This window comes from Sphingomonas lutea (assembly GCF_014396785.1).
Lineage (GTDB): Bacteria > Pseudomonadota > Alphaproteobacteria > Sphingomonadales > Sphingomonadaceae > Sphingomicrobium > Sphingomicrobium luteum.
Genome location: NZ_CP060718.1, coordinates 211,695 through 235,117 on the forward strand (window position 1 = coordinate 211,695; position 23,423 = coordinate 235,117).

Annotated in this window: 25 protein-coding genes, 1 pseudogene and 1 riboswitch; of the genes and pseudogenes, 15 read left to right on the forward strand and 11 right to left on the reverse strand. The window is 66.2% G+C overall.

From position 1 onward, the window contains the following. Positions 1–33 precede the first annotated feature (33 nt). Complete coding sequence (locus H9L13_RS01050; protein ID WP_187538261.1) at positions 34–825, forward strand: hypothetical protein; 792 nt, start codon at positions 34–36, stop codon at positions 823–825. Here the strand turns inward: H9L13_RS01050 and H9L13_RS01055 are convergent. Genes H9L13_RS01055 through H9L13_RS01070 form a run of 4 tightly spaced genes read right to left on the reverse strand, consistent with a single transcriptional unit; the run spans position 813 to position 3,488 of the window. Continuing rightward, the gene (locus tag H9L13_RS01055; protein ID WP_187538263.1) at positions 813–1,175 is read right to left on the reverse strand and encodes a hypothetical protein; all 363 of its coding nucleotides are present in this window, start codon (positions 1,173–1,175) and stop codon (positions 813–815) included. The two genes, H9L13_RS01050 and H9L13_RS01055, sit on opposite strands and share 13 nt — an antisense overlap. Beyond that, complete coding sequence (locus H9L13_RS01060) at positions 1,172–1,786, reverse strand: alpha/beta hydrolase-fold protein (RefSeq protein ID WP_187538265.1); 615 nt, start codon at positions 1,784–1,786, stop codon at positions 1,172–1,174. The genes H9L13_RS01055 and H9L13_RS01060 overlap by 4 nt, the downstream gene beginning before the upstream one ends. 53 nt (positions 1,787–1,839) lie before the next feature. Next, a complete protein-coding gene (locus H9L13_RS01065) occupies positions 1,840–2,574 on the reverse strand; it encodes an ABC transporter permease (protein ID WP_187538266.1) in 735 nt (244 codons plus the stop codon). Next, positions 2,571–3,488 carry an ABC transporter ATP-binding protein gene (locus H9L13_RS01070; protein WP_187538268.1) on the reverse strand — a complete coding sequence of 306 codons (918 nt, stop codon included), beginning with the start codon at positions 3,486–3,488 and terminating at the stop codon, positions 2,571–2,573. The genes H9L13_RS01065 and H9L13_RS01070 overlap by 4 nt, the downstream gene beginning before the upstream one ends. Positions 3,489–3,559: 71 nt before the next feature. Between H9L13_RS01070 and H9L13_RS01075 the strand changes: the two genes are divergently transcribed. Both H9L13_RS01075 and H9L13_RS01080 read left to right on the forward strand, forming a co-directional pair. Then, on the forward strand, positions 3,560–4,051 hold the full coding sequence (locus H9L13_RS01075; RefSeq protein WP_187538270.1) for a DUF2975 domain-containing protein: 492 nt from the start codon (positions 3,560–3,562) through the stop codon (positions 4,049–4,051). Positions 4,052–4,053: 2 nt separating this feature from the next. Then, complete coding sequence (locus tag H9L13_RS01080; protein WP_187538272.1) at positions 4,054–4,290, forward strand: helix-turn-helix domain-containing protein; 237 nt, start codon at positions 4,054–4,056, stop codon at positions 4,288–4,290. On the opposite strand, the gene H9L13_RS01085 is transcribed toward H9L13_RS01080, so the two are convergent. Then, positions 4,287–5,438: a M23 family metallopeptidase gene (locus H9L13_RS01085; protein ID WP_187538274.1), complete on the reverse strand. Its 1,152-nt coding sequence runs from the start codon at positions 5,436–5,438 to the stop codon at positions 4,287–4,289. The two genes, H9L13_RS01080 and H9L13_RS01085, sit on opposite strands and share 4 nt — an antisense overlap. An 84-nt stretch (positions 5,439–5,522) precedes the next feature. Between H9L13_RS01085 and H9L13_RS01090 the strand changes: the two genes are divergently transcribed. The 3 genes from H9L13_RS01090 to fdxA are packed head-to-tail and all read left to right on the forward strand — an operon-like array spanning position 5,523 to position 8,746. Beyond that, complete coding sequence (locus tag H9L13_RS01090; RefSeq protein ID WP_187540024.1) at positions 5,523–8,063, forward strand: helicase-related protein; 2,541 nt, start codon at positions 5,523–5,525, stop codon at positions 8,061–8,063. A gap of 45 nt (positions 8,064–8,108) precedes the next feature. After that, entirely contained in the window at positions 8,109–8,381 is a 273-nt protein-coding gene (locus H9L13_RS01095; RefSeq protein WP_187538276.1) for an RNA-binding S4 domain-containing protein, read from the forward strand. Between the two features lie 26 nt (positions 8,382–8,407). After that, a complete protein-coding gene (gene fdxA, locus H9L13_RS01100) occupies positions 8,408–8,746 on the forward strand; it encodes a ferredoxin FdxA (RefSeq protein WP_187538278.1) in 339 nt (112 codons plus the stop codon). Positions 8,747–8,798: 52 nt separating this feature from the next. Here the strand turns inward: fdxA and H9L13_RS01105 are convergent, their stop codons facing one another. The 5 genes from H9L13_RS01105 to H9L13_RS01125 form a co-directional block, all read right to left on the reverse strand. After that, positions 8,799–9,578 (reverse strand): MipA/OmpV family protein, encoded by a 780-nt coding sequence (locus tag H9L13_RS01105; RefSeq protein WP_187538280.1) that lies wholly within the window; start codon positions 9,576–9,578, stop codon positions 8,799–8,801. 53 nt (positions 9,579–9,631) lie between these two features. Beyond that, the gene (gene cysN, locus H9L13_RS01110) at positions 9,632–11,497 is read right to left on the reverse strand and encodes a sulfate adenylyltransferase subunit CysN (RefSeq protein ID WP_187540026.1); all 1,866 of its coding nucleotides are present in this window, start codon (positions 11,495–11,497) and stop codon (positions 9,632–9,634) included. Positions 11,498–11,538: 41 nt separating this feature from the next. After that, positions 11,539–12,438 (reverse strand): sulfate adenylyltransferase subunit CysD, encoded by a 900-nt coding sequence (cysD, locus tag H9L13_RS01115; RefSeq protein ID WP_235091041.1) that lies wholly within the window; start codon positions 12,436–12,438, stop codon positions 11,539–11,541. Between the two features lie 35 nt (positions 12,439–12,473). After that, positions 12,474–16,745 (reverse strand): autotransporter outer membrane beta-barrel domain-containing protein, encoded by a 4,272-nt coding sequence (locus tag H9L13_RS01120; RefSeq protein ID WP_187538284.1) that lies wholly within the window; start codon positions 16,743–16,745, stop codon positions 12,474–12,476. A gap of 253 nt (positions 16,746–16,998) precedes the next feature. Further along, complete coding sequence (locus H9L13_RS01125) at positions 16,999–17,142, reverse strand: hypothetical protein (RefSeq protein WP_187538286.1); 144 nt, start codon at positions 17,140–17,142, stop codon at positions 16,999–17,001. 17 nt (positions 17,143–17,159) lie between these two features. Here H9L13_RS01125 and H9L13_RS01130 point away from each other — a divergent pair, with 17 nt between their 5' ends. The 6 genes and pseudogenes from H9L13_RS01130 (at position 17,160) to H9L13_RS01150 (ending at position 21,693) form a co-directional block, all read left to right on the forward strand. Next, positions 17,160–17,690 carry an EF-hand domain-containing protein gene (locus H9L13_RS01130; protein WP_187538288.1) on the forward strand — a complete coding sequence of 177 codons (531 nt, stop codon included), beginning with the start codon at positions 17,160–17,162 and terminating at the stop codon, positions 17,688–17,690. Between the two features lie 65 nt (positions 17,691–17,755). After that, a riboswitch (TPP riboswitch) is annotated at positions 17,756–17,868 on the forward strand. Further along, positions 17,865–19,724: a phosphomethylpyrimidine synthase ThiC gene (gene thiC / locus H9L13_RS01135; protein WP_187538289.1), complete on the forward strand. Its 1,860-nt coding sequence runs from the start codon at positions 17,865–17,867 to the stop codon at positions 19,722–19,724. (Overlaps the previous riboswitch by 4 nt.) Before the next feature lie 64 nt (positions 19,725–19,788). Continuing rightward, a pseudogene (locus tag H9L13_RS12975) lies at positions 19,789–20,067 on the forward strand (DUF4433 domain-containing protein); the annotation flags it as partial. Between the two features lie 95 nt (positions 20,068–20,162). After that, a complete protein-coding gene (locus tag H9L13_RS12980) occupies positions 20,163–20,435 on the forward strand; it encodes a DarT ssDNA thymidine ADP-ribosyltransferase family protein (protein WP_425326495.1) in 273 nt (90 codons plus the stop codon). Between the two features lie 18 nt (positions 20,436–20,453). Continuing rightward, entirely contained in the window at positions 20,454–21,494 is a 1,041-nt protein-coding gene (gene darG / locus H9L13_RS01145; RefSeq protein WP_187538291.1) for a type II toxin-antitoxin system antitoxin DNA ADP-ribosyl glycohydrolase DarG, read from the forward strand. Positions 21,495–21,543: 49 nt separating this feature from the next. After that, positions 21,544–21,693, forward strand: coding sequence for an NAD(+)--rifampin ADP-ribosyltransferase (locus tag H9L13_RS01150; protein WP_187538293.1), 150 nt, complete (start codon positions 21,544–21,546; stop codon positions 21,691–21,693). 8 nt (positions 21,694–21,701) lie between these two features. Here H9L13_RS01150 and H9L13_RS01155 read toward each other — a convergent pair whose 3' ends face one another. After that, entirely contained in the window at positions 21,702–21,998 is a 297-nt protein-coding gene (locus H9L13_RS01155; protein WP_187538295.1) for a hypothetical protein, read from the reverse strand. A gap of 174 nt (positions 21,999–22,172) precedes the next feature. Between H9L13_RS01155 and H9L13_RS01160 the strand changes: the two genes are divergently transcribed. Genes H9L13_RS01160 through H9L13_RS01170 form a run of 3 tightly spaced genes read left to right on the forward strand, consistent with a single transcriptional unit; the run spans position 22,173 to position 23,375 of the window. Beyond that, positions 22,173–22,592 carry a helix-turn-helix domain-containing protein gene (locus H9L13_RS01160; RefSeq protein ID WP_187538297.1) on the forward strand — a complete coding sequence of 140 codons (420 nt, stop codon included), beginning with the start codon at positions 22,173–22,175 and terminating at the stop codon, positions 22,590–22,592. Further along, positions 22,589–23,176: a DUF1993 domain-containing protein gene (locus tag H9L13_RS01165; RefSeq protein WP_187538299.1), complete on the forward strand. Its 588-nt coding sequence runs from the start codon at positions 22,589–22,591 to the stop codon at positions 23,174–23,176. Before H9L13_RS01160 ends, H9L13_RS01165 begins: the two co-directional genes overlap by 4 nt. Then, on the forward strand, positions 23,169–23,375 hold the full coding sequence (locus tag H9L13_RS01170; protein ID WP_187538301.1) for a DUF4287 domain-containing protein: 207 nt from the start codon (positions 23,169–23,171) through the stop codon (positions 23,373–23,375). Before H9L13_RS01165 ends, H9L13_RS01170 begins: the two co-directional genes overlap by 8 nt. Positions 23,376–23,423: the final 48 nt, after the last annotated feature.

A 23,423-nucleotide genomic window follows, 5' to 3' on the forward strand; every position in this document is an offset into this window, starting at 1 on the left:
GCGGTGAAGCGGCCGAACCCATGGCTGGTCGGCTTGGCGGTCCTCTTTGGAGGCCTGCTGATCCTGGCTGCGGCTTATCGTCTCGTTTCAACCTACGCATATGAAACGACCGCGCGGTCGCTGCTGGCGCGCACGCCCGAAGCGCCAAGAATATGGGCGCATCGCGTCAACTCGATCGGCGCCTTGCTCGAAGCGAAGTCTTTGTTCGCTGGGGTCGAGGTCGATCTGGTGTTCGATCCTCGAACGCAGCGCTTCGACGTGCGGCACCCGCCCGCGCCCAGCACTGGCTTGAATCTCGACGCTTATCTCGCGGCGGCGGCAGACCGCCCGAATCTCCGCCTGTGGCTCGACTGGAAGAATCCGAGACCGGACAATCTGGCCCAGGCCATGCGCGAATTCGGCCGTCTCGACGCCAAATACCGCATCCGCGGTCGAGCGCTGGTCGAAACGCCGTCGGATGCGACCTTCCCCGAAATCGTCTCCGTTTCCGGCAGTGGCTTTCGACACGGCTTCTACCTGCCGACCGAGCGCATTGCGGCGGCCCTCGGACAGGGCCCGCAAGCCACGGACCGGCTGGGTGCCGAGCTCCGCGCGACCATCGACAGGGGCCGCTTCGGCGCAGTCACCTACGATGCCCGCCTGCAGCCTTTCGTCGACCGCGAGCTGGACCGCTTTCTTACAGCGCGCAAGATCCACCGCTTCAGCTGGGACATCGGGATCAACAGCGGCGACCCGCTGACCCGCGCCGGCACACTTTCCCGGACGGTCCGCGAACGAAAGCTCGACGCTCTCCTGATCGTCTTCCCCTCCCGTTACCGCGTCTGATCGGCCGCCGGCCGGGCCGGCCATGACGAGCCGAGCTTGCGCGCTTCATCGCGCCACAGATGGCGAATGCCGTCCCCGATGACGCGGGGGACAACGGTGTAGTGGTCCTCGTCCGAATAGATGCGCGTGGTGACCTCGGCACCCGCATAGCCGCGCAAGTGCAGCGTCTCCGCGAACGAAGCGGTCGAACTGACAATGTTGGACGCAGCCAGAAACCATTCGTCGACTTCGCCCCCGCCCACGCCGATGAACAGCGCGACGGGAAGCGTCTTGTGGCGCTTCGCATAAGCCGCTTCGGCCTTGAACACGGCGCCATCCACCCCGGCAAGATACGGGCTGCCTAGGATCACTTTCTGGAAAGCGCCGCGCTGAAAGATGGAATATGCCGCCACCATCCCCCCGCGGAGTGGCCGTAGAGCGTATGCTCCCCCGAGAAGCGGTAGCGAGCCGCAAGCCGCGGCCGCAGGTCGTCGATCAGCATTGCCAGGAAGTCGTCGGCACGGTGCGGGAAGTCGGGGATCGGCGCGACCTTGGCCCAGGCTTCGCCCGCCAGTCCCGGCGGTGCGTAGCCGCGACCTTGCGGCGAATATTCGACGATCCGCCGGCCCACCCCGGCGAGCCCGTCCTTGGCCGGGCTGCCGATTCCGATGACGATCATTTCCGGCGCGTGGTTGCCGATCACCAATGTGTCGAGGATGCCGACCACCGCGCGCGTCATCAATGGCCCGTCGAGCACCCACAGCACCGGATATTTGCGCCCGGGCTGCGCCGCATAGCTCGCCGGCAGCGCAATCGTCAGCTCGTGCGGATAAGCGAATGCGCGCGACTGGAACGGCTGCGGCGCGAGCAGGTCCATGTTCGCCCGCGCGCCCGGGATCGCCGCCAGCTGCGGATTGGCGTCCGCGGGCTGGCCGAGCGACAGCAAGGCAAAGGCGACGACAGTGATGATCGGCAGGCGCATGCGACTCTCCGGTTTTCAAATTTCCCTGTATCACTGGAATAACACACCGCAAGTCACGCGGTGCGCATTTCGCGGCGGCCGAGGTCCCACAGCATCGCCAGCAGAATGCCCGCGCCGCTCGCCAGCGCTGCGTATACGCCGATGACGCCCGCCGGCTTCGGCCACATCGTCGCATAGATCTGCAGCAGCCAGGGAATGTAGACCGTGACCCCCGACGCAGTGATGACCAAAGCGAAGAAGGTGCCGAGGATGCCGACGATCAGCGGCACGACGAAGCTGCGCCAGCGCAGCGCGACCCACAATTGCAGCAGCACCGTCGGGATCGCGCCCAATGCCATGGCGGCCATGCCCACTGCCATGTCGTCGAACTGCCGGTCGCCCACCGGTGCACGGTCGGGCAACACCGCCCCCACCGCATAGCCGACGGCATAAAGGCCGACATAGACAATCAGCTGCATCGCCAGCAGCAGGATGAAGGCCACGCCTGCCTTGGTTGCGAACAATGTCGCGCGATGCGTCGGCAGCGCGAGCAGGTGGTTCCACATGCGCGACCCATGCTCGATCTGCGCCAGCAGGGTCGCGACCGCGGTCACCGACATCGGCAGCATGAAGAAGGACCACATGGCGAGGCCTTCGTCGAGGTAGCGTTCCCACTTCACTTCCGCGGTGCGCGTGCCGAGCGCGATCGCGGCAAAGGCGAGCACGCACAGCGGCGCCGCGAAGGTCACCAGCAGGACGAGCGAGCGGCGGAGCTTGAGCAGCTCGGCAGTCAGCGGCGCGGGCATCATGCTGCCCGCGCAAGCGAGGTGTCGGTCAAGTCCATGTAGATCCTTTCCAACGAGGGCCGCTCCTGCGTCAGCCGCGACACCGCAACGCCGTGATTGACCAGCAATTGGTTGAGGTCGGCCGGGGACAGGCGCGGGTCGGGCACTTCGATCAGCCGCCCGTCGCGCGCGGCGGCGCATATCCCTTGCGACCGGAGCAGGCGCAGCGCGCCCAGCGCGTCGCCGACTTCGACCAGGATGCGCGGGCCGCCATCGGACAGCACGCCGGCAAGCGGCCCCTGCGCCAGAAGCCGCCCGCCGTGGATCAGCGCGACATGATCGACGGTCTGCTCGACTTCGGCCAGCAGATGGCTCGACAGGAGGACGCTGGTGCCCGCGTCGCGCGGCAGCGCGCGGATCAGTTCGCGCACTTCGACGATCCCATCGGGATCGAGGCCGTTGGTCGGCTCGTCGAGGATCAGCAGCTTGGGCGCGCCGAGCAATGCGCGGGCGATGCCGAGGCGCTGGCGCATGCCCAGCGAATAGTCGCCGACGCGCTTGCCCGCCGCACCGTGCAATCCCATCAGCGCGAGCACGCGGTCGGGCTCGTCCGCGTCGAGGGCGAGCAGCCGGCGGCTGATCTCGAGATTCTCGCGCCCGGTCAGATTGTCGTAATGGCACGGCGTTTCGACCAATGCGCCGACGTTCCGTGCAACCCGCCGCCGCGCACCGGGCATGGCCATCCCCAGCATCGTGATGCGCCCCGCATCCGGCCGAGTCAGGCCGAGCAGCATGCGGATGGTCGTGGTCTTCCCCGCCCCGTTGGGCCTAAGGAACCCCGTCACCGACCGCGCTGGAACCCGAAGGTCGATCCCATCGACCGCATGCACGCCCCCATAGGCCTTGCGCAGCCCAGCCGTCTCAATCGCATATTGCATCCACCGCTCCGAATCTTTAGCTGTAACTTAAAGATGGTGGATGAGTGTTCTTTAAGTCAAGGTTAAGTTTCATGGCTCGAGACGAAGGCGATCCGGTGCGTGTTTCCGCAGTGCGACTGCGCATGCTGCTGACGGGCGCGGCGGTGGGGTTGCTGCTCATCCTGGTGGCCGAGCGCCTGGGTTATGCGGGCGCTTACCGGCGGGGCGGCGTCGATGCAGCACAACTCCCGGCGCAGCTTCTGCTCAGCCTGCCGGCACTGATGAACCTTGCTGCTTTGTGGTGCCTGCGCACCGCGGCAGCGGCCGCCGCCGCCGGTCAGCCGTTCGGGCGGGTCGCCGTCACCGCCTTCCGCCGCGTCGGCGCCTTGCTTGCGGCAAGCGCCGCCACGGCCCTGCTGGTCGTACCGCTGCTTGCGCGCGCAATTGGTCAGACGCCGACGCGGCTGATCGACGCCGATATCTCGACCCTCGTGCTCGGCGTTATTGGGCTCGGCATGATCTTCGTCGGCCAGCTGATCGCCCGCGCGGCCCATGCCGAGCGCGAGCTCGAGGCGTTCTTCTAGCCATGCGCATCCGCGTCACGCTCGACGAGCTCATCACCCGCAACGGCCTCAAGGCCAAGGACGTCGCGCGCGCCGTGGGCGTCAGCGAGACGCACTTGTCGCTGTTCCGCTCGGGCAAGGTGAAGGGCGTCCGCTTCGAGACGCTGGCCAGGCTCTGCGCCGTCATCGGCTGCCAGCCGGGCGACCTGCTCCGGTTCGAGGATGAGGGGAACGAGCCCCCGACACGAAGCGCTGATTAGCTGGTCGTTTGCGGGATCGACGTCATCTCGCGGACGCGCGCCTTCATCGCTTGCTGCTGCGCTTTCGAATAAGCCTGGCGCTGGACCAGTTGCACCGCGAGCGGATTGACGGCCCGGCCGTTCAGGCGAACCTCGAAGTGAAGGTGCGGGCCGGTCGACAGGCCGGAGGACCCGACGTAGCCGATCACCTGGCCCTGGCGGACTGGAGTCCCTGCAGCGGCGGCAAAGCCGCTCATGTGCGAATAAGTGGTAACGATCCCGCCGCCATGCGCCACCGCGACGCGCCGTCCGTATCCGCCGGCCCAGCCGGCATCGACGACTTGGCCGTCGGCGGCGGCAACGATCGGCGTTCCCATCCCCGCACCGAAATCGATTCCGGCATGGAAGCGGGTGAAGCGCAAGATCGGGTGGGTACGCGATCCGAAGCCGGAGGTGATTCGGCCCGCCACCGGGCTCATGAGGCCGCTCAGCGTGCGATGCTCGCCGGCGTTGGACGAATCGAGCCACGCGCCGTTCGGCCCCGGCCAGCGGATGACCGCCACGTCGCCTGCCCATTGCCGGTCGAGTGCCGCATAGACGAGCGCATCTCCGCGCCGCGTATCGACGACGAAATCGAAGCGATCGGATGGCGCCACCTCGCCGACGTCGATCTGGGTTGCGAGCGCCTGGAGATAGAGCGCGGCGGTCTCGCTCGACGCCCCCGCGCCGCGCAGCGACCAATAAAGGCCGTCGGTGATGTCGCCGCTGATCCGCTTCAGGCCGGCGCGCTCGCCGGTCGCTACGCCGCGCGGCTTTGCGATCCTGTCGGGCGTCTCGGCAGAAACTTCCGTTGCGATTGCGGCTGCAGCGGCGAGCGGCTGATATTGCCGCATTTCCCCGGGCGGAAGGCGCGGGGAGGTTGGCTTGGCGGCAGCGGAAAAGTCCAGGCCGGGGGCAAGCGCGAGGGCGCTGGCGCATAGTCCGGCAAGCGTTGCCGCACCGGCGCACCAGCGCCAGCCGAGCGGTTCGCGTGTCAGATCGACGACGAGGCTGAATGGCCGGCGCGGTCGTGCGCGCCCGAAGCCAGCGCGCGCCGGAAAGGGCACGACCTTCCCCGCGGGCGCGCTACGCATTTCCGCAGCGAACGGCTTTTGCGCGGGCAAGCTCATCCAGCGGTGATGCCGCAACAGGGTTAAGGCCGTGCTAAAAATTGGAACCTTGCGCTTGGTGCGCGCGCTGCCACATTGACGATGATGGCGCCGCGTTCAGACGCACCGGTCCGGGCGATCCTCGGGCCGACCAACACCGGCAAGACCCACTTGGCGATCGAGCGCATGTGCGGTCACAGCTCGGGCGTCATCGGCTTCCCGCTGCGCCTGCTCGCACGCGAGGTGTACGACCGCGTCGTCGCCCTCAAGGGCGAGGCACACGTTGCGCTCCTCACCGGCGAAGAGCGCATCGTCCCGCCCAAGGCGCGTTATTTCCTGTGCACGGCCGAATCGATGCCTGTCCTGAGCGGCGCCGAAGGGCCTGTCCCGGGCGGGCAAACGCACCACAACGACGATTTCCAGCGCGACTTCGCCTTCGCCGCGATCGACGAGGCGCAGCTCGGCATCGATCCCGAACGCGGGCACGTCTTTACCGACCGGATGCTCCGCGCGCGGGGCCGCGAGGAGACGTTGATCCTCGGTTCGGACACGCTTCGGCCGCTGATCCGCGAGCTTCTGCCCGAGGCCGAGATCGTCAGCCGTCCGCGCTTTTCGACGCTGCGCTATTCGGGCAGCGTCAAGCTGTCGCGCCTGCCCCCGCGATCGGCCGTCGTCGCTTTCTCCGCCGAGCAAGTCTATGCGCTGGCCGAGATGCTGCGCCGCTTCAAGGGCGGCGCCGCCGTGGTCATGGGCGCCCTGTCGCCGGCCACGCGCAACGCCCAGGTCGCCATGTTCCAGCGCGGCGAGGTCGATTACCTTGTCGCCACCGACGCCATCGGCATGGGCCTCAACATGGACGTCACGCACGTCGCCTTCGCCGGGCTGGAAAAGTTCGATGGCCGCCGCGACCGCCGCCTGACCATCCCGGAAATGGCGCAGATCGCTGGCCGCGCGGGGCGCCACCAGAAGGACGGCACCTTCGGCACGCTCGGACTCACGGAAGAATCAGGCGGCTTCAGCGAGGAGGAAGTCGGGGCGATCGAGGAGCATCGCTTCCGCCCGCTCGATTCCCTCTACTGGCGTAACGCGAGCCTCGATTTCAGCGACGTCGCCGCGCTCATTCGCAGCCTCGAGATGCGCAGCGACGACCCGCTCCTGCGATCGGCGCCGCAAGCGATCGATCTTGCCGTCCTCAAGCTCATTGCCGAGGATCCCGCAGTGGCCGCGCGGCGCGGCGCACATGCGCGGCGGCTGTGGGCGGTGTGCGGCCTTCCTGATTTCCGCAAGGTCGGCCCGATGCACCATGCGCGCATGGTCCGCCGCTTGTTCAGCTATATCGAGGAAGGCGGGCATGTGCCGCACGAATGGTTCGCTGCGGAGGTCGCCCGGCTCGACAACGTCAACGGCGACATCGAGGCGCTTGCGGATCGCCTCGCGGGGGTGCGCAGCTGGGCCTATATCGCGCACCGCGCCGACTGGCTGAAGGAGCCGGCCAAATGGGCCGAGCGCACGCGCGAGGTGGAATCGCGGCTGAGCGACGCCTTGCATGAACGCTTGACCCAGCGCTTCGTCGACCGCCGCACCGCCGTCCTCGTCCGCGACATTGGTGCGCGCGGCGCCGATGCGCTGCCCGTCACTGTCGCCGCGGACGGCGAAGTCAGCGTCGGCCCCGAGCCGATCGGCCATCTCGCCGGCTTCGAATTCCGCGTCGACCCATCGGCGCGGCTGGCCGACAAGCGCCTACTGCTCGCGGCCGCCGAGCGTCGCCTGGGCGAGGAGCTGGACCGCCGCGCCAACGCGCTCGTCGAGGGATCGAGCGACCAATTCACCCTGGTCGTCGAAGAGTCCGGCACGCTTGCGGTGGGCTGGCAGGGTCACGTCCTCGCACGCCTGGCGCCGGGACGTGCCCTGCTGGAGCCCGCCCTGCGCACTGCGCGCGCGCTCGACCGCCTCTCCGCGCCCAGTCGGGCCGCGCTCCGCTCGCGCCTCGAACAATGGCTCGAGCAGGAAATCGACACCCACCTGCGCGCCCTGAAGCGCCTCGCCACCGCCGCATCGGATCGCGAAAGCTCGGCCGGCGTGCGCGCCCTGGCGGCGATGCTTGCCGACGCCGGCGGTGCGATACCGCGCAAAGCCGTGCTGGCCGCCATCTCGCATCTCGAGCAGCCCGACCGGCAGGCCCTCCACCGGCTTCGTGTCCGCCTCGGCCCACTCGATGTGTTCGTGCCCGCATTGCTCAAGCCAAGGGCGCAATTTTGGCGCGCGGCCCTGCTCGCGGTGCGCACGGGATCGCCGATGCCGGGACTTCCGCCGCCGGGGGCGGCAACGCTCGGACCCGATGCCGACCCGCGCGGCGCGGCGCAGGCCTATCGCCGCATCGGCCGCGACTGGATCCGCATCGACCTCGCCGACCGGTTGGCGAGCCATGCGCGCAAGGTGCGTTCGGCCGGCGGCGCCGACCCGGTCGACACCGCACTCACGACTTCGCTCGGCCTGAGCGAGGACAGCGTCGCCCGGCTGATGGGTGAGGTCGGCTTCACCAGGGCCGGCGACGCCTGGCGCTGGCGCGGGCGTCGGCCCGACCGGCCGGACCGGCGCGGGACCACGTCCAACGCGTTCGCCGAATTGGCCAAGCTCAAGCGATGATCGTCATCGCGATGAACGAAGCGACGAACTCGCGATGACGGCGCAATGCGGATCGACCGATACCTCCACTGCATCCGACTGACGAAGAGCCGCACTTTGGCGCAGGCGGTGATCGACGGCGGCTATGTCCGCATCGACGGCAAGCGCGTCGAGAAGCATAGCGAAGAGGTGCGCGTCGGCAGCGTGGTCGCGCTTCCGCTGCATGGGCAGGTCCGCATCCTCCGAGTGCTTGCTTTGCCCGCCCGGCGGGGCCCGCCGGCCGAGGCGCGCGCCTGCTTCGAAGAGCTGGGAATTGACGCCGGCCAGCCCGCGACATAGCGAGCGAGCAAAGGGAGCCTTCAACCATGACCTACGTCGTCACCGACGCCTGCATCCGCTGCAAATATATGGACTGCGTCGAGGTCTGTCCGGTCGACTGCTTCTACGAGGGCGAGAATATGCTCGTCATCAATCCCAACGAATGCATCGATTGCGGCGTGTGCGAGCCCGAATGCCCGGCCGAAGCGATCCTGCCCGATACCGAAAGCGGCCAGGAAAAGTGGCTGGAGCTCAACGCGACCTTCTCGTCGCAATGGCCCAACATCACGCGCAAGAAAGACAGCCCCGCCGACGCCGACGAGCACAAGGGTGAAGCGGGCAAATACGACAAATATTTCTCCGCCGACCCCGGTCAGGGCGATTGAGCGCAGGACGGGCCGGGGGCCTGTTCGAGCACAATCGGATCGCGGCGGCCGCCTAGCGGTCGATCGTGAAGGTGTAGTTGAGGCCGATTCCGCCCGACAGCTGGTTGCGCGATCCGAGTTCGCGCACGATCGGCGAATCCGCGGCATCGCCGACCAGCCGCTCGTAACGCGCGTAACCGAACATGCCGATGCGCGGCGTGAACTGGGTCGACAGGCCGCTTGCCAGCGCGACGCCGTGGATTCCGCCGCTCGGGCGATATTCGGGCAGGCCCGTCGCCAGCGCCGCCGCAGGGGTCACCTCGAAATAAGCGCGGTGGTAACGTGCGTTGGAAAACAGCAGCCGTGGTCCGACCGAAAAGACATAACGGTCGCCGTCGCGCCACACGGCGTCCGCGCCAAGCTGACCGACGATCCCCTTGTGCCCGCCCAGGCCTTTCACGATTTCGGCGCGCAGATGGATCGTGTCGGACACCGCGTAGCTCGCAAACGCGCCCAATTCGACGGTGCTTTTGACCTTCCCCACCGGCGCGCCGACATCGGATTCCTTCCGGCTGCTCGCGAAGCTCGCGGATGGCCCCGCCGAGAAGCCGCCGCTCGAGATCACGTCCAGACCGAAGCGGTAGTCGGGCGCCTCGAAGTCGAACGCATTCGATCCGCGCGCGAAATCGAGTTCGAACAACGGCGCCAGCTCGCTTTCGTCCGCACCGATGAACTTCGGCTGCACCTGCGCGCCCAATCCGACGCGCACACGAAGGTCGTCGCTGTCCTGCGCAAGTGCCGCCCCCCACGCCGGGAACAGGGCAACGGCGGCAATGAGGATCGGTCTGATCATGGTGGTCCCCTTTTTCGCGAGTCTCGTAGCCGATTCGCGGGCCGAAGGGCAGCCTAACGCCGCTTCAGAAGCGCTTCGACGATGAGCTCTGCAGCCTCCTCCGCCGACATCTGCGTGGTATCGATCCGGATGTCAGGCGCTTCCGGCGGCTCATAGGGGCTGTCGATGCCGGTGAAGTTCTTGAGCTCGCCGGCGCGGGCCTTGGCGTAGAGGCCCTTGACGTCGCGCTGCTCGGCATCGGCCAGCGGCGTGTCGATGAAGATCTCGATGAACTCGCCTTCCGGCAGCATCGCGCGCACCATCGCCCGCTCGGCCCGGAAGGGGGAGATGAAGGCGGTCAGCACGATCAGCCCGGCATCGGCCATCAGCCGCGCCACCTCGCCGACACGCCGGATATTCTCGATCCGGTCAGCCTCGGTGAAGCCGAGGTCGCGGTTGAGGCCGTGGCGGACATTGTCGCCGTCGAGCAGGAAAGTGTGGCGCCCGCGCTCCGCCAGCTTCTTCTCGACAATGTTGGCGATGGTCGATTTGCCGGCGCCCGAAAGTCCGGTGAACCACAGCACCGCGGGCTTCTGCCCCTTGATCACGGCGTGCGTGTCGCGCCCGATTTCGAGGTGCTGGCGGTGGATGTTGTGGGCGCGGCGAAGCGCGAAGTGCAGCATCCCGCACGCCACCGTCGCATTGCTCAGCTTGTCGATCAGGATGAATCCGCCGAGTACCTTGTTCGTGCTCGCGCCCTCGGCGGCATAGGGCTCGAACACGATCTCCCGATCTGTTGCCACTTCCGCCACGCCGATCGCGTTAAGCCTCAGCGTCGGCGCCGCGAGCTGCTCGAGCGTGTTGACGTTGACCTCATATTTCGGGCGCTGGACCGTCGCAGTCACCGTCTGCGTGCCGATCTTCAGCCAATAGCCGCGGCCCGGCAGCAGGTCCTCCTCGGCCATCCACACGATGGTCGCTTCGAACCGGTCGGCCACTTCGGGCGGCGCGCTTGCCGCGGCAATGACGTCGCCGCGTGAACAGTCGACCTCGTCAGCGAAGGTGATCGTGACCGATTGCCCGGCGCGCGCTTCGTCGAGATCGCCGTCGCTGGTGACGATCCGCGCAACATGCGTCGTCCGGCCCGACGGCGCGATGCGGACTTCGGTCCCCGGGGCCAACGTCCCCGCGGCGATCTGTCCCGCGAAGCCGCGGAAGTCATGGCTTGGCCGGTTGACCCATTGCACCGGCAGGCGGAGCGGCTTGGCCGCATCCGCGGCGGTATCGAGCGGCACCGTTTCCAGCACCTCGAGCAGGCTCGGCCCATCGTACCACTGCATGGCGCTGCTGCGCTCCATCACATTGGCGCCGGTCAGCGCCGACAGCGGAATCGCGGTCCAGTCGGGCACGCCGATCTGTTCGGCGAACAGGCGATAGTCTGCGCAGATTCCGTCGAACGCTTGCCGGTCATGATCGACCAGGTCCATCTTGTTCACCGCCAGAACGAGGTGGCGGATGCCGACCAGGCGGGCGAGATAGGAATGGCGCCGGGTCTGGGTCAGCACCCCCTTGCGCGCATCGACCAGCAGGACCGCCGCGTCGGCGGTCGACGCGCCGGTGACCATGTTGCGCGTATATTGCTCGTGCCCCGGTGTGTCGGCGACGATGAACTTGCGCCGCGCGCTGTTGAAGAAGCGGTAGGCGACGTCGATCGTGATGCCCTGCTCGCGCTCGGCCGACAGCCCGTCGACCAGCAGCGCGAGGTCGACCGCATCCCCTTGCGTGCCGTGCCGCGCGCTGTCGGCCTCGACCGCCGCAAGCTGGTCGTCGAAGATCTGCTTGCTGTCGAAGAGCAGCCGCCCGATCAGCGTCGACTTGCCGTCGTCGACGCTGCCGCAGGTGATGAAGCGCAGCAGCTCCATCCCGTCCTGCTCGCGCATCCATGATGCGATATCCGGGGCGACGCCGGGCGCGGAGGCGCTCAAAAATAGCCCTCCTGCTTCTTCTTCTCCATGCTCGCGCTGCCGCCGTCGCGGTCGATCGCGCGGCCCTGGCGTTCGGACGTGGTGGTGGTCAGCATTTCGGCGATGATCTCCTCGACACTCGCCGCATCGCTCTCGATCGCGCCCGACAGCGGATAGCAGCCGAGCGTGCGGAAGCGGACCCGGCGCATCTGCGGCGTGGCCCCGTCGAGCCGGAAGCGATCGTCATCGACCATCAGCAGCAGGCCGTCGCGCTCGACGATCGGCCGCTCGGCGGCGAAGTACAGGGGCACGATCTCGATCCCCTCGCGCAGGATATATTGCCAGACGTCGAGCTCGGTCCAGTTGGACAGCGGGAACACCCGCATGCTCTCGCCGGCGTTGGTGCGCAGATTGTAATTGGCCCACACCTCGGGCCGCTGGCGCTTGGGGTCCCAGCGGTGGTTGCGGTCGCGGAAGCTGAAGATGCGCTCCTTGGCGCGGCTCTTCTCCTCGTCGCGCCGGGCGCCGCCGAACGCCGCGTCGAACCTGTGCGCGTCGAGCGCCTGCTTGAGCCCTTGCGTCTTCCACAGATCGGTGTGCGCAGGGCCGTGGTCGAAGGGGTTGATCCCCTGACTCTCGGCGTCGCGGTTGACGTGGACAATCAGCCTGACGCCCGGATCCGCAGCCACCTTGTCGCGAAGCGCGTACATGTCGCGAAACTTCCAGGTCGTATCGACGTGGAGCAACGGGAACGGCAGCGGCGCCGGAAAGAACGCCTTCCTGGCGAGGTGCAGCATCACCGCGGAATCCTTGCCGATGGAATAGAGCATGACCGGGCGAGCGGCCTCCGCGACCGTCTCGCGCATGATGTGGATGCTCTCCGCCTCGAGCCGGTCGAGATGCGTCAGTTCCGCCAAAGAAGGTCCCCGCGTGGTGCCCTGAGCGATGCTGCCTAGCACGCGCATTGCGCGACGCGAACGCCCGGCGCGCACGCACAAAGAAAGAGGGAGGGGATTGCTCCCCTCCCTCCTCTTGTCATGTCCGTTCCCAGGCCCGGTCGAGCCCGAGGCCGTCCCTTACTGACCGCGCTCACCAGCGGCCGGCGGCGGCGGCGGCGGGGAGGCGGCGGGGGCGGCGGCGGCGGCGGCGGCGGAGGCGGCGGAGCTGCCTCGACCGGAACCGGCGCCGGAGCCGGGGCTGCGCGACCACCGATCGGGATGATCACGCGGAAGTTACCCGCATGGCTCGTGACGTTGCTGTTATACTCACCGGTGTAGGCCAGACGGAGATCGATCGGGCCAACCTTACCGCCGACGCTGAGGCCGCCGATGAAGGCACCGCGCTTCTCGCTCGCCGAGATCACGTCGAACTCGCAGCCATCATCCTCGAGGAACGATGCCGTGAAGCTCGAGCGACGGTCGCCGAAGCGGTGACGGTAGCCAAGGTTGAGTTCCGGAACGACGCCGGCGAACTGACCAGCCAGCTTCACGCCGAGCGTGCCGTAGGTGTGGTTCGATTCGCTGTCGTAGATCGTCAGGCCCGGACCCGCGGCACCCGTTTCGGTGAAGCCCTTCAGCGTCGCCGCGACATAGTCGAGGTTGGCGTAGGGCGTGACCGTGGCGGAACCGCCGAACGGGAAGCGCGCACCGGCATGGAGACCCAGCGTCCACATCCGCACGTCGGGGTCGCCCTCGACGTTGTTGATGAAGTTGCCGCCGAACTGGACCAGATCGATCACGCGATTCGCGTCACCGTCGAACCAGTTATAGGTGCCCATCACCTTGGCGTAGAACGGACCCGGGTCGAACACGCCGTAGGCACCGATCTGGTAGCCGCTGGCATCGACGTCGTGACCGATCAGGCCTTCGTCGACGGTGTCGTTGTTCACGACGCCGACGCTGCCGCCGATGATCACATTGTTCATGATGTTGCCATCAAGACCGATCAGGGCCGACCAGCGCTTCGCCTTGTAGTCGTTGGCTTCGAGGTCGCCATCGGCTTTGCGGCGCTGGTAGTCAAACTGACCCCAGAGGTGCAGCGGAGCCGAAGCGCGGCACTCGATGACCGAGCCGGCCAGGGCCGGGATCTCGCACGAGGTCGCATGGTCGAGCAGGTCGTTGTAGCGAACGCCCAGCGACTGGAACGACTGCAGGTAGTTGGCGTAGCTCGCGCCCGCGAGGACGTTGAGCGCCGCATTATACTCTTCAGCCGTGTCGATCTGGAACAGGTCGCTGAGGACGTCCGCGATGCCGCCGACGAGGACGGTGTCGTAGATGCACTCGAGGCCCGCACCGACGTTGATGCCGTTCTGGTTAAGGCCGTCGACCTCATCGAAGAACGTACGGGTCAGCGCCAGGTCGATGTTGCCCGCTTCCGGGATACAATCGAGCGTGAGCAGGATCGAGTCGGCATAGAGGCCGCCGATCGTGCACTCGCCGGCGCCTTCATAGTCGCCGTTCCGGACCGACGCGTCGATCACGTTGTTCCAGGTGTAGGTGTCCGCGAACAGGCCGTTCAGCGGGTTGAGGCGAACCTCAAGCGAGCCGCCAAGGTTGGCCGTGTCGGCGAAGACGCGCGGGTAGGTGCCCGCGGGCGCCGCGCCGCCGTCCGAGTCGAAGACGCCTTCCGCGGTGTTCGGCTGCAGCTCGAGAACGAGCACGCCGCCGGCGGCCTGGTTGAAGGTGTCGACGAACACATAGGACGGTGCGTTGACCTCGGTCGTCGGGCCGGTCAGCTGACGGCTGCGCAGGAACAGCGAACCGTCGTTGGTGATCGACAGCGTGCCCGTGGTGCAGGCCGTGGTGACGAGGTCGAGCGCGGTCAGCTCGGCAACCGGGGCGCAAGCCGGGTTGATCGTGCCTTCCAGGCTGGTTTCGCCATTGTCGACCGTGACAACGTCGTCGGCGCTGAGAACGATGTCGCCGAAGATGCTGCCGCCGCCGAGCAGGTTGATCGCAACCGCGTTCGGTGCCGCCGCCGTGTTGATGGCGTCGCCGCGACGGAAGGTCGCGCCGTTGTCGACGCTCTCACGAACGCGGATCGTGCCCGAGTTGACGATCGTGCCGGTGGTCGCCGCCAACGGGATGAGCGCACCCGCGTCGGTTTGAACCAGGATGCCGGTCGCCGTCGCCGTTCCGAGATTGGTCGCGGAACGACCGCCGATCGCGTCGACATTGAGCGTGCCCGCATTGGTGACGGTCGCCGTCAGCGCGCCGCCCTCAAGCCGGATGCCCGTCGCCGTGCCCGCATCGTCGCCATTGCCCAGGATGGTCATCGTGGCGTCGTTGCGAACCACACCGCTGAGTGCGGCAGCGAACGTCACGTCAGCCGTGTCGGCGTCGATGTCCATGCCGATCGCGGTCGCATTGCCGACGTTGCCGTTCTGGTTGTTCGTGGCGTTCGACGTGACGTTGAACGCCGCGTCATTGTCGATCGCCAGGATCGCGGCTTCACCGTCGACCTCGAGACCATGCGCGAGGGACGTGGAGATGACCGTGGCCGCCGTCGAAGTGGCGTTGGTCGCAGCCGTCGCCGTGACGCTGAACGCCGCGTCGTTGTCGAACTGCACCGTCGCACCGCGTGCGCTGAGGTTTTGATCGACGCCCACGACCGTCGAGTTCGCAACAGCGCCCTCAAGGCCCGAAGCCGTCGCCGTGCCCGTCACCGTGTAGGAACGTGCAACTGCACCCGCCGGGAGCGTGCCCGGGGTCGCCGTATTGTCGAAGCGGGCGAGGTCCTCGGCAGTCTGCGTGACACCGACGAAAGCAAGGTCGGACTGCGAGTTGGTCGCACCCGGAACGTCACCAAGCGTGCCCGTGGCGGTCGCCGAATTGACCATCGAAACGAGGCCGCGGTTGATGAAGTTGGTCGTGCCCGTCCCGGTACCACCGGTCGTGCTCGCCGCCTGAACCACGCCGAAGATGACCAGGTCGGCATCGGCTGCAAGAGCGAGCGCAGCGTTGCCGCGGCCCGTCGCAGTCACCGCAAGGTTCATGTCCAGCGCACGGTCGTTGGTCAGCTCGGCAGTCGCCGTGTTGGCCGCGCCGCCGGCAGACGTTGCGACCTGGCGGATGACGCCTTCGGCCGCCGTCTCGATGAGGTTGGCGGTCGTCGTGTTGCCCGTTCCCGCGGTCGACGCGCCGATGACGGCGTCGATATCCCAGACGCCATTGATGTCGATCAGTGCGCTGGCGTTGCCGGCAGTGGCGTTGGCCGTCTGCAGGACCACCTCAAGATCAGCCGTCGCGTCGGCGTCCTGGCCGCCGGCCGTGCTGGAGCTGGTCGCCGTCACGTCGAGCGTTGCGCGAAGCCCGCCGCCGTTCGTGGTGGCCGTGTTCCCGGTGGCGGCAGCCCCGGTGATCACCGCGCTGGCATTGCCGCCCGCCGTGGAATTGACCGACTGCCAGATGCCGGCGTCGATTTCGCCGAAAGCGACGGCGGTGGTGCCCGTGGAAACCGCATCCACGTCGAACACCAGGGCGTTGGGGCCCTGCGCCGTCCCAGTGATCGTGCCGGTCGCGGCGCCGTTGATGGCGCTCACGTTCTGCCGAATGCCGGCACCGACGCTATCGCCGATGCTTGCAGTCGCGTTCGGCGTCGAGATCGCACCCGATCCGGTGGCGCTTGCGTTGGCGCGGAAGATCATGCCTTCGTTGCTGTCGTTGGTGATCGTCGCGGTCGCGGTTCCGGCCGCCGTCGTCGTGGCTTCCTGGAAGATGCCGCTGTTCAGCAACGCCGTGGCGTCCGAGTCCGCCGAGCCCGAAGCCGCCGCAATCGCGAGGATTTCGAGACGCGCATTGTTGTCGATCGTGACGTCGGCGCTGCCAGCCGTCGCTTCGCCGTCCTGCTCGATGCCGTTGAGCACCTGCGCGGTGGCGTCGTCGCTGTTGACGACCGCTTGCGCGATGATGCGCGTGTCGCCGTTATTGATGATGTCGATGTCGACCGTCGCGGCGGTCAGGATCTGTTCGACCTGGCCGGTCGGCTGCGTGTTGACGGTCGCAACCTGCGGGCCCGCGAGCGGCGCGGCGGTCGTGCCGAGAATCACGCCATAGGTGCAGTCCGCAACGAACGGCGTCGGGTCCGGCGCGTCGGCCGGGCAAATGACGAAGTTCGGGAAGGTCGCAACCGGCGCCGGCGTCGTCTGCGCGAAGGCGGGCGTCGCTAGCCCAATTGCTGTTACGGATGCACCGGCAAGCAGCGCGATACGGTTCGAGGTCTTCATCTATTCGTCCCCTGTCTTGGCCGCGGCCGCGGCCTTTTCGTTGTACTCTCGGAATGCTTTGCCCGGCGGACTGAGCGGTCGTTGGCGCGCTCGCGTTGCGCACAATGACCCCGTCTGGCGGAACATTCCTCTGAGGGTGGCTTATGGCTGACATTGGGGAAAAGCAAAGCCGAAAAGTTGATCCGCTTTGCAACATGGCGCCATTTGACTAGCGGCCTGTGGCAGCGGCGCAACAGTTCGTAAACGGCGGTTTTCAGCCCGTGCGCGCGAGGCGCGGGCCGCGCGGGGCGACGCGCAGTTCAGTTGGCAGCAAGGTGACGTGCGCGATCATGGCCTGCATCGACGGCGCCGCTCCGGCTTGGTATCGGGCGGCCCCGGATCCAATCATCTTGCTCATCTTTGGGGGAGAATCCCGTGACCTACCGAATCCTTTCGATTGCCGCGCTGACGATCGCCGCCGCGACTCCGGTGGCCGCCGCCGCGCAGACCGCGACGCGGCCTGCCACCGCCGCCCCGGCCGCGCAGCAGACGCCCAACCGCGCCACCCTGCTCCGGAACCTCGACAATAATTTCAAGCTGATCGACGGCAATGGCGACGGCACGCTGACCGCGGCCGAGCTTGCCGCCGCCGAGCAGAAGTCGCAGCAGCAGCGCTTGAACGCGACCCGCCAGCAGGTCGACGCCCGCTTCACCCAGCTCGACACCAACAAGGACGGTTCGCTGAGCAAGGCCGAATTCATGGCGGTCGCGCCCACGCGAACGGTGCCGACGGGCAATGGCCTCAACCTCATGAACCCGCTCGACAAGAACAAGGACAGCAAGGTCACGCTCGACGAATATCGTTCGCCGGTCCTCGTCCGCTTCGACCAGATGGACACCAACAAGGACGGGCAGATCAGCCCGGCCGAGCGCCAGGCCGCGACCCAGACCGCGTCGCGCCGCTAATCTCTTCCGAAGAGTCGCGAAGCCCGCGTGCCCACTGGCGCGCGGGCTTTTGCGCGCCTAGGGACAAGCCTTCCCTGGGGGGCCGCGCGGACTCGCGGCTGAGAGTCGGTGAAGCGCATCGAGACCCATCGAACCTGATCCCGTTTGCACGGGCGTAGGAAGAGGAGTCTGACGATGGGCGACGCGCCTGCACGTACCGAACTGAAAGTCACCACCGGCCCGATCCGCGGGTCGCGCAAGGTCCACGTCGGCCCGCTCAAGGTCGCCATGCGCGAGGTCGATCTTGAGCCGTCGTGCGGAGAGCCGCCGCTCCGGGTCTACGACCCGTCGGGCCCGTACACCGACCCCAATGCGCGCATCGACATCATGGCCGGCCTGCCCGAGCTTCGGTCGCCATGGATCCGCGCCCGCGGCGATGTCGAGGAGGTCGCCCAGCGCGAGGTCCGGCCCGAGGACAATGGCATGCTCGGCCCCGACCGGTCGGGCGGAGTCGCCCCCTTCCCGCGCGTGCGCAAGCGCGTGCTGCGCGCGCGTGGCGGTAGTAACGTCAGCCAGATGCACTACGCCCGCCGCGGCATCGTCACGCCCGAGATGGAATATGTTGCGATCCGCGAGAACCTCGGCCGCGAGCGCGCCTTGGACGCCGCCCGCGACGGCGAGTCGTTCGGCGCATCCATCCCCGACTTCGTCACCCCCGAATTCGTTCGTGATGAAGTGGCGAGAGGCCGCGCGATCATCCCCAACAATATCAACCATCCCGAATCGGAGCCGATGGCGATCGGCCGCAACTTCCTGGTCAAGATCAACGCCAACATCGGCAATTCCGCCGTCGCCTCGGATGTCGCATCCGAGGTGGACAAGATGGTGTGGGCGATCCGCTGGGGCGCCGACACGGTCATGGACCTGTCGACCGGCCGCAACATCCACGACACGCGCGAATGGATCATCCGCAACTCGCCCGTGCCGATCGGCACCGTCCCCATCTACCAGGCGCTCGAAAAGGTCGGCGGCGTGGCCGAGGACCTGACGTGGGAAATCTTCCGCGACACGTTGATCGAGCAGGCCGAGCAGGGCGTCGATTACTTCACCATCCACGCCGGCGTCCGCCTGCCCTACGTCCCGCTGACCGCCAAGCGCGTCACCGGAATCGTCAGCCGCGGCGGATCGATCATGGCCAAATGGTGCCTCGCCCACCACCGCGAGAGCTTCCTCTACGAACGCTTCGACGAGATCAGCGAGATCATGAAGGCGTACGACATCGCCTACAGCCTCGGCGATGGCCTGCGCCCCGGCAGCATCGCCGACGCCAATGACGAAGCCCAGTTCGCCGAACTCTATACGTTGGGCGAGCTGACCAGGCGCGCCTGGGCGCAGGACGTCCAGGTGATGATCGAAGGCCCCGGCCACGTGCCGATGCACAAGATCAAGGAGAATATGGACAAGCAACTCGAAGCGTGCGGCGAGGCGCCCTTCTACACGCTCGGGCCCCTGACCACCGACATCGCGCCGGGCTACGACCATATCACCAGCGGCATCGGCGCCGCGATGATCGGCTGGTACGGCACCGCGATGCTCTGTTACGTCACCCCCAAGGAGCACCTCGGCCTCCCCGACCGCGACGACGTCAAGGTCGGCGTCGTGACCTACAAGCTCGCCGCCCACGCCGCCGACCTCGCCAAAGGCCACCCCGCCGCGAAGTTGAGGGACGACGCGCTCAGCCGGGCGCGCTTCGAATTCCGATGGCGAGACCAGTTCAACCTCTCCCTCGACCCCGACACCGCCGAAGCGTTCCACGACCAGACGCTGCCGGCGGAGGGCGCCAAGACCGCCCACTTCTGCTCAATGTGCGGGCCAAAGTTCTGCTCGATGAAGATCACGCAAGAAGTGCGAGAGTTTGCGCGGCTGCAGGAGCAATCCTCAGCCGCTCGTCCTGAGCTTGTCGAAGGGCGCGATCGTGACGCCGACATCGGCATGGCGAAGATGAGCCAGCGCTTTCAAGACCAGGGCAGCGAGCTTTACATACCTGAAGGTTGACGAACGCTGAGATTTCGTAGCTTGGACTTGCGTAATTGCCGCACTCGCAACATCGTTGGCATACATGGTTGCCCCGCCCGCCAACACGAAGATCTATCACATCGTTCACGTCGATAGGCTGCGGAGCATCCTAGATGGCGAAGGGTTGTCGAGCGACGCTCTTGTTCGAGCGAACGGGTGCGTGGGAACGACAATTGGCATGGGCGACCTAAAGGCGTCTAGGCTCGCACGGCCAGTGCCTACTCATCCAGGTAGTTACGTCGGTGATTACGTCCCGTTCTATTTTTGTTCGCGTTCGATTATGCTCTATGTCATACACATGGCAAACCATCCGGGCTTGGCATATCGCGGTGGACAGGGGCCAATTGTGCATTTGGAAGCTGATCTTGTACGCGTGATCGACTGGGCAGACGGCACGGAAGGCCTTGGGCTTTCAGTCTGGGCAATGCGACAGCAGTATTCACTGAGTTTCGATCTTCACGCCGACAGCTTGGTGAACTGCGGTGGGACCTCATCCCACAACGCATGTTCACCGACCCGCAGGTCAAGGAAGCGAAGCAGTCCGAGCTGCTAGTGCGTGATTTCTTCCCATGGACGCTGGTTGACCGGATTGGCACTCACTCAGATGCCGTGGCCAATCAAGTTGCTCAGCTGTTGGCTGGGGAAGCACATAGACCGACGGTGCAGCGCATGCCCGCTTGGTATTATTGATGGGAAGGGGAACCCGTCATGATTAAATTTACACAGGGCGACTTGTTGAACAGTGACGCAGAGGCAATCGTCAACACAGTGAATTGTGTTGGCATCATGGGGTGTGGCATCGCGTTGCAATTCAAAAAGATGTATCCTGCCAACTTTAAAGCCTATGCTGCCGCATGTGACGCGGGTCAGGTCCTTCCCGGTAAGATGTTCGTCTTTGAAACAGGCGAGATGACTAATCCGAAGTATATCATCAACTTTCCGACCAAGAAGCATTGGCGTGGAAATAGCAAGTTAGAGGATATCGAGTCGGGATTGGGAGCCCTTCGCGAAGAAATCCTCCGTCGGAGAATTAAATCTATAGCGATTCCGCCTCTAGGTAGCGGCCTCGGTGGACTGCCGTGGCATGCGGTGAAATCGAGAATGATTGACGCGCTCGAAGGTCTCGACGAAGTCGATATTTCGGTGTTCGAGCCGCGCGTCGACAGTGATCGAATGGCGAGACACCAAAGGAAAGAGGCGCCGAAATTAACGCCGTACCGGGCAGCTCTTATTCAGCTGATGGACCGTTATGTTAGGGGTTTGATGGAGCCCTACGTGACGCTGCTGGAAATTCACAAACTAGTGTACTTCCTTCAAAATTCTGGTCTCAATATGCGTCTCAAATTCGTGAAGGGTCACTACGGGCCATATGCGGAAAATCTTCGCCATGTGATGAGCGACATGGAGGGCTATTATACGGCCGGATATGGCGATGGCGGGGATCAGCCTTTCAAACGAATTTCGCTAGTTCCGACGGCTGTAGAACAGGCGAAAGAGCTGATCCAACACGATGCGGGCACAGCGAGTAACTTCGACAGAATTTCTAGCCTTATCAGCGGGTTTGAAACTCCGCTCGGCTTAGAACTTCTGGCCACAACTCATTGGGCGGTGAGTGAAGGCGGCAAGAAGTCGGTACAGGACATTCGTGCATTCTATTGCGCATGGAATGCGCGAAAATCGGAGTTCAGCGAGCACCAAATCGGCATTGCGCTAGATCGCTTGGAGCGTGCGGGCTGGTTACCCAAATAAGCTATCCGGTCGACAACCCGGTGGACTCGGGTTCATGCCGAATAGCTGAATGTACGCCCGCGAAGTCCCGCCCAACACGCCCTTCTACCACGGCACCAAGGCCGACCTTGCCGGCGGCGACCTGATCGCGCGCGGCTTCGGCAGCAACTTTGCCGACCGCGCGCTTCGCCCACATCTGTTTCAGCGCGACGGGGCCTGATCGGTGCCTCAAACCACCTCGGCGTCGTGAATCCATGTTTGCGGGGTGAACGGCGGTTCCGCCTCGACCGCGCGCACTTGGTGGTGGAGCTCGTCGATGTAGACCGTGACGCGGGACAGGATGCGGCGCTTCTTGCCCGCCTCGTTGCTGACGATGCACAGCTCGACGCTGTCGCGGCCGCCGCGGGGGACCTTGCTGCCGACATAGAGGAAGCGCGGGCGGTCGAGGCCCTGGGCCACCTTGGCCGGCGGGAGCGCGTTCCGGCTTTTTCGCCGGGCAAGGAAATCGATGATCTTTCCGGTCATCCGGCGGGCCTCCTGGGCGGGAGGCTACCGCGTGCCGGGTCAAGGAACGGTGAACGCGGCTTCGCGCACCCCGCGAGAAGTGCGGCTTCGCACTGACGCGGGGGGAGCGCCATTGCAACGCGCCCGACGATTTCCCTGTCCTACAGCCCCACCGCCGTGCTTCACCTTCATGCCATGCACGCCCCCACCCGCGCCGACGCCTGTCCTGAGCCAAGTCGAAGGGCCTGTCCTGAGCCAAGTCCAAGGCGCTGGACCATCGACCGCCAGCTCCGCTTCCTCGACGCACTCGCGCACACCCGCAGCGTGACCGAGGCCGCCGCCGCCGCGGGGATGAGCCGGGCGAGTGCGCATCGCTTGCGCAACCGCGACGGCGCGGCCTTGTTCGCGGCGATGTGGGACATCGCGCTCGCGCCCGCGCCCGCTGGCGAAGGTCACAACGGCAAGATTGCCGACGGCCGCGTGATTCGCTTGCTCGACACGCATTTTCGGCGGGAAAGTGGCAATTTCGACGGCTTCGCCAATCGGCTGCCGAGCGGCGGCCACCACGCATCGGACGCGACCTTTGTGACCTTCGACGGTAGAGCGGTCGTATGACCATCACCGACCTCCTCGTCCCGACCTATCGCAACATGCTGCGCACCCTGCGCGGCCTGCTCGACAAGGCCGAAGCGCAGCTTGGGCCGGAGGCGGCCGGGGCGCTTCTGTCCGCCCGCCTCGCCCCCGACATGTTCCCGTTGGCGACCCAGCTGCGCTTCGCCTGCGTCCAGGCGCAGGAAGCGCCGATGCGGCTGCTGGGCCGGATGTACGCCCCGCTCGACGCGCTCCTCGACGAAGGCCGCAACGCGGGGGAGCAGCCCGGCACCTTGGCCGATGCGCGCACCCGCATCGACGAAGCCCTCGCCTTCCTCGACACCCTTGCCCCCGATGCGCTCGACGGGGCGCCGGGCGATGCCGCGATCGCGCTCACCCTGCCGATGGGCCTGACCTTCGACCTCACCCGCGAGACGTTCGCGCGCGATTGGGCGATCGGCCAATTCTACTTCCACGTCATGGCCGCCTACGCGATCCTGCGCATGGCTGGGGTGGAGATCGGCAAGGCCGATTACGTCCCCCACATGTTCGCTTATCTGCGTCAGGCGCCGGCAGCGAACCCCGCCACAGGAGATCCGAATGGCTGACGACAAGGTGAAAGGCCCCGCATCCTATTTCCCGTCGATCGAGGCCAAATACGGCCGCCCGATCGCCGAGTGGAAGGCAATGATCCGCGCCCGCCCGCCGGCCAGGCACATGGAGCATGTCGCCTGGCTCAAGGCCGAGCATAATATGGGCCACGGCCACGCCAACGCGCTGGTCGCGCACACGCTCGCCGAAAAGTGACCTCCTTCCACCGGGCCGTGGAACCGCTTGGAATCTCGTTGATTCACC

Excerpts from the sequence above, each read along its gene's own strand:
- H9L13_RS01060 (WP_187538265.1), bottom strand. The coding sequence starts at position 1,786 with ATGCGCCTGCCGATCATCACTGTCGTCGCCTTTGCCTTGCTGTCGCTC.
- H9L13_RS01065 (WP_187538266.1), bottom strand. The coding sequence starts at position 2,574 with ATGATGCCCGCGCCGCTGACTGCCGAGCTGCTCAAGCTCCGCCGCTCG.
- H9L13_RS01070 (WP_187538268.1), bottom strand. The coding sequence starts at position 3,488 with ATGCAATATGCGATTGAGACGGCTGGGCTGCGCAAGGCCTATGGGGGC.
- H9L13_RS01075 (WP_187538270.1), top strand. The coding sequence starts at position 3,560 with ATGGCTCGAGACGAAGGCGATCCGGTGCGTGTTTCCGCAGTGCGACTG.
- H9L13_RS01080 (WP_187538272.1), top strand. The coding sequence starts at position 4,054 with ATGCGCATCCGCGTCACGCTCGACGAGCTCATCACCCGCAACGGCCTC.
- H9L13_RS01085 (WP_187538274.1), bottom strand. The coding sequence starts at position 5,438 with ATGAGCTTGCCCGCGCAAAAGCCGTTCGCTGCGGAAATGCGTAGCGCG.
- H9L13_RS01090 (WP_187540024.1), top strand. The coding sequence starts at position 5,523 with ATGGCGCCGCGTTCAGACGCACCGGTCCGGGCGATCCTCGGGCCGACC.
- H9L13_RS01095 (WP_187538276.1), top strand. The coding sequence starts at position 8,109 with ATGCGGATCGACCGATACCTCCACTGCATCCGACTGACGAAGAGCCGC.
- fdxA (WP_187538278.1), top strand. The coding sequence starts at position 8,408 with ATGACCTACGTCGTCACCGACGCCTGCATCCGCTGCAAATATATGGAC.
- H9L13_RS01105 (WP_187538280.1), bottom strand. The coding sequence starts at position 9,578 with ATGATCAGACCGATCCTCATTGCCGCCGTTGCCCTGTTCCCGGCGTGG.
- cysN (WP_187540026.1), bottom strand. The coding sequence starts at position 11,497 with ATGCGCGAGCAGGACGGGATGGAGCTGCTGCGCTTCATCACCTGCGGC.
- H9L13_RS01120 (WP_187538284.1), bottom strand. The coding sequence starts at position 16,745 with ATGAAGACCTCGAACCGTATCGCGCTGCTTGCCGGTGCATCCGTAACA.
- H9L13_RS01125 (WP_187538286.1), bottom strand. The coding sequence starts at position 17,142 with ATGAGCAAGATGATTGGATCCGGGGCCGCCCGATACCAAGCCGGAGCG.
- thiC (WP_187538289.1), top strand. The coding sequence starts at position 17,865 with ATGGGCGACGCGCCTGCACGTACCGAACTGAAAGTCACCACCGGCCCG.
- darG (WP_187538291.1), top strand. The coding sequence starts at position 20,454 with ATGATTAAATTTACACAGGGCGACTTGTTGAACAGTGACGCAGAGGCA.
- H9L13_RS01150 (WP_187538293.1), top strand. The coding sequence starts at position 21,544 with ATGTACGCCCGCGAAGTCCCGCCCAACACGCCCTTCTACCACGGCACC.
- H9L13_RS01155 (WP_187538295.1), bottom strand. The coding sequence starts at position 21,998 with ATGACCGGAAAGATCATCGATTTCCTTGCCCGGCGAAAAAGCCGGAAC.
- H9L13_RS01160 (WP_187538297.1), top strand. The coding sequence starts at position 22,173 with ATGCACGCCCCCACCCGCGCCGACGCCTGTCCTGAGCCAAGTCGAAGG.
- H9L13_RS01165 (WP_187538299.1), top strand. The coding sequence starts at position 22,589 with ATGACCATCACCGACCTCCTCGTCCCGACCTATCGCAACATGCTGCGC.
- H9L13_RS01170 (WP_187538301.1), top strand. The coding sequence starts at position 23,169 with ATGGCTGACGACAAGGTGAAAGGCCCCGCATCCTATTTCCCGTCGATC.